3 protein-coding genes are annotated in these 3313 nt (G+C 58.1%); 2 read left to right on the forward strand and 1 reads right to left on the reverse strand.

Annotated elements, in window-relative coordinates; translation table 11 throughout:
- A partial coding sequence (locus tag Q7T06_RS06885; RefSeq protein ID WP_304782423.1) for a protein phosphatase CheZ occupies nucleotides 1-384 on the forward strand: 384 nt, incomplete at its 5' end.
- Nucleotides 384-2219 carry a chemotaxis protein CheA gene (locus Q7T06_RS06890; RefSeq protein ID WP_304782426.1) on the forward strand — a complete coding sequence of 612 codons (1836 nt, stop codon included), beginning with the start codon at nucleotides 384-386 and terminating at the stop codon, nucleotides 2217-2219. The genes Q7T06_RS06885 and Q7T06_RS06890, both read left to right, overlap by 1 nt.
- 138 nt (nucleotides 2220-2357) lie before the next feature.
- Here Q7T06_RS06890 and Q7T06_RS06895 read toward each other — a convergent pair.
- The coding region (locus tag Q7T06_RS06895) for a sigma 54-interacting transcriptional regulator (protein WP_304782429.1) at nucleotides 2358-3313 on the reverse strand (956 nt) is incomplete at its 5' end.

Consider the following 3313-nt stretch of genomic DNA (forward strand, 5'->3'; position numbering starts at 1 on the left):
GCTATCGATGCACGCTGGGCCCAACTGTTCGATGGCAAGCTCAGCGTCGATGAATTCAAGGTGCTGGCCAGCGACTCGCGCCAGGTCTCGGGCAAGGTAGCCGAAGTAAGCGAGGCAGAAAAAGCCCGCTTGCTGGAAATCATGATGGCGCAGGACTTCCAGGATATTACCGGCCAGTTGATCAAGAAAATTGTCGCCATCACGCACAAGGTTGAATGCGAACTGGCGCAGCTGCTGCGCGACAATGCTCCGCCTGAAATCAAGGCTGCGCACTCGGAGCCGAAACATGATGTACCGGTTGAATTGATGAATGGCCCCTCCGCACCTGCGATCGCAATGGCGCAGGATGACGTCGATGGCCTGCTTGCCGATCTGGGGTTCTGATGGAAGACATGCTCAAGGATTTCGTCATCGAAGCGCTGGATCTGGCGACGAATGTAGAAGAACATCTGCTCACACTCGAGCGGAATCCGGGCGATTTGAACACTCTCAATGCAGTGTTCCGGTCATTCCACACGATCAAAGGCGGCGCAGGTTTCATGAACCTGCCATCGATGGTGTCGGCCTGCCATCTGACTGAAAACCTGTTCGATGCACTGCGCACTGGCCAGGTGCCGGTAACGCCCATCGCGATTGAAGCTGCGTTGCAAGCCAGCGGCTTTGTGGCCGATCAATTGAATGAACTGGCCAATGGTGCCAGGCCGGACAGCCTGTCGGCGATGCCTGCTTCACTGGAAGACATACTGACCAGTGCGATTGAAGGAAATGCCGCCGCGCCCGCACCTGCTGCGACTGCAGCAGCGGCACCGGTTGCCACCGTTGCTGCTGCAGCTACAGGCGCAGATGGCCTGGACTGGAATGCACTGTACCAGGCGGTCGTACCGGCTGGCACGGCTATACCAAGCACAACTGTCGCAAGCCCGACGGCGGCTGTATCTGCACCGACGGCGGCAGCACCCGCCAAGGATGCTCCGGCCAAAGGCGGCTGGGACGGCATAGACCGGCGTGGCGATGTAAAAGCGGCGCCTGTCGCGATCAAGGAAGAAAGCATACGCGTCGATGCAATCAAGCTCGATGCCTTGCTGGAAGTTGCCGGCGAATCGGTACAAGCAGCCAATCAAGCCAGCGTCCTGCTGGAAAAACTGGCGCAATTCCCGGTTGAGGGACAAGCAGCAACATTGATGGCGGCGCTGGCAGAAACCCTGAACCGCGCCTCGCGCTACTCTACCGAACTGCAGCGCGCGACACTGTCGACGCGCATGCAGCCAGTCGGCAAACTGTTCCAGAAATTCCCGCGCCTGGTGCGTGAGTTGGCCAAGGAACTCGGCAAGGATGTCGACCTGCAGATTGAAGGCGCAGAAACCGAAGTTGATCGCGTCGTCGTCGACAGCCTGTACGATCCGCTGGTGCACATGTTGCGCAACTCGCTGGATCACGGCATAGAAGACAATGCCACGCGTACTGCAAACGGCAAATCGACCAAATCAGTCATTTTGCTCAAGGCATGGCAGGAAGCCAGCAGCGTCATGATTGAAATCTCCGACGATGGCAAAGGCATGGATGGCGAACAGCTGCGCGCCAAAGCCATTTCCAAGGGTTTGATCACTGATACGGCTGCACAAACGCAGGAAGAAATGCTGCAACTGGTTTTCCTGCCGGGCTTTTCCACCAAGGAAGTTGCCAACAGCGTCTCCGGCCGCGGCGTCGGCATGGACGTCGTCAAAACGGCAGTGGAAAAACATCGCGGCGCGATCACGATCGATTCCAAACTCGGCTCCGGCACCCGTTTTTCGATCCGTCTGCCGATCGAACTGTCTATCGTCCCGACCATGCTGGTGCGCAGTTCGGAGGCCGCACTGGCACTGCCTATGGCGGTCGTGCAACGCGTAGTGGAACTGCCGGAAGAATTCGAACATGTAGGCGGTGCACCAGTATTGCGCGATCAGGGACGCCCCTTGCCGGTGCGTTCACTGGCGGGCTCGCTGGGCTATGAACTGGGCGTGGAACGCGTCGGCATCGTCGTCGCCGCACCGCAACCTTACATACTGGCAGTAGGTGCAGTCGAAGGCACGGCCGATCTGGTTATCAAACCGATGACGGCGATCACCGTGGCCGGCATTGCCGGCACTGCGCGCTCGGCCGAGGGTGAGCTGGTGCTGGTAGTCGGCCTGTCCTTCCTGCTGGAAGGCTGTCGCCCGACGCCCAAACTGGCGGCGTAATATACGGCCTGCAGCCAGGGATTCGAAGACTGTTCGTCCAGGCACAAGGCCGTAATTTTCGGCTCCATGATAAAAAATACCCTGAAGATTCAGGGTATTTTTTTGCCTGCTACAGGCAGATGGCCGCATCACTATCCGTCAATCGTCTTTCGCGCCATCAATTCCCAGCTCATGAATTTTGCGCGTAATCGTATTGCGGCCTATCCCCAAACGCACCGCTGCATCATTCTTGCGCCCATGCGTGTATTTCAATGCCATCTTGATCAGCGTCGACTCAAACTGACGCCCCAGGGCATCCATTACTTCCGGCTGCCCGGCAGCCAGCAAGGTAGCGGCTTCCGTTTCCAGCAATGAAATCCAGTTGGCGTGTTCTGCCGACGTGCCATTGGCAACTGCGACCGCCTGCTGCGGAGTGCCATTGGCGGCAATGACGTCGCCCTCCGCTGCATAGGCAGCGCCGGTGGATGGCACATACGCGGCAGGAGCAGCAGGTGCAAACGAGGCAAACGCCTGCCCTTCTGTCAATTCATGCGGCAAATCCTTGGCTTCCACCGTCTGGCCTGGCGCCATCACGGTGATCCAGTTGCAGAGATTTTCCAGCTGACGCACGTTACCGGGCAAGTCCAGACTGGTCAGAAACTGCATCGCGCCTTCCGACATGCGCTTGACCTCGACGCCGAGTTGCTTTGCACTCTGCGCCAGGAAGTGGCGCGTCAGGATAGGGATGTCTTCGCGCCGTTCACGCAAGCTGGGCAGGCGCAGGCGGATCACGTTCAGACGATGATACAAATCTTCGCGGAACAAGCCTTCGCGCACACGATGCTCAAGGTTTTGATGGGTGGCGGCGATCACGCGCACATTTGCCTTCAGGGGTTGATGTCCGCCTACCCGATAAAAATGGCCATCGGACAACACCCGCAACAAACGCGTTTGCAGATCGAAAGGCATGTCGCCGATTTCATCTAAAAATACCGTTCCACCCTCGGCTTCTTCAAACAGGCCCTTGCGGTCGTCGGAGGCGCCGGTGAACGAACCCTTTTTGTAGCCGAAGAGTTCGCTTTCTAAAAGTTCAGAGGGAATCGCCGAGCAGTTGA

This window comes from Herminiimonas sp., from assembly GCF_030645555.1.
GTDB lineage: Bacteria > Pseudomonadota > Gammaproteobacteria > Burkholderiales > Burkholderiaceae_D > Oxalicibacterium.